1 pseudogene is annotated in these 774 nt (G+C 55.2%); it reads left to right on the top strand.

Annotation, left to right across the window (positions count from 1 at the left end):
• Positions 1–774 (top strand): annotated as a pseudogene (locus BM607_RS22220) (putative Ig domain-containing protein); the annotation flags it as partial.

Below are 774 nucleotides of genomic sequence, written 5' to 3'. Positions count from 1 at the left end.
CCCGTGACACTGCGAGCGACGGACACGGACGGCTTAACCGCTGACCAGTCCTTCAGCATCACCGTGACCAACGTCAATGATGCGCCGACCATCAGTTCAACGGCCATCACTGCTGCCACTCAAGATGCGGCGTACAGCTACACCTTCGCGGCGAGTGATACCGATGTGGGCGACACATTAACTTTAAGCGCTGTGACTAAACCAAGTTGGTTGAGCTTCAATGCTGCCACTGGATTGTTAAGTGGCACACCTGGCAATGCGGATGTGGGCGCGCACCCCGTGTTACTGCGGGTGACGGACACGCACGGCTTAACGGCAGAGCAAAGCTTCAGCATCACGGTGACTAACGTCAACGATGCACCGACCATCAGTTCAACAGCCATCACTGCCGCCACTCAAGATGCGGCTTATAGCTACACCTTTACGGCTGCGGATACCGATGTGGGCGATGTACTGACATTCAGTGCGGTGACTAAACCAAGTTGGTTGAGCTTCAATGTTGCCACTGGCGTGTTAAGTGGCACGCCAGGCAATGCCGATGTGGGCGCGCACCCTGTGTTACTGCGGGTAACGGACACGGATGGCTTAACCGCTGACCAAAGTTTCAGCATCACTGTCACTAACGTCAACGATGCGCCGACCATCAGTTCAACGGCCATCACTGCTGCCACTCAAGATGCGGCGTACAGCTACACCTTTGCGGCGAGTGATACCGATGTGGGCGACACATTAACTTTAAGCGCGGTGACCAAACCAAGTTGGTTGAGCTTCAAT

The sequence above is a fragment of the Shewanella sp. SACH genome (assembly GCF_001887095.2).
GTDB lineage: Bacteria > Pseudomonadota > Gammaproteobacteria > Enterobacterales > Shewanellaceae > Shewanella > Shewanella baltica.
This window is presented reverse-complemented; position numbering and strand designations above follow the sequence as displayed.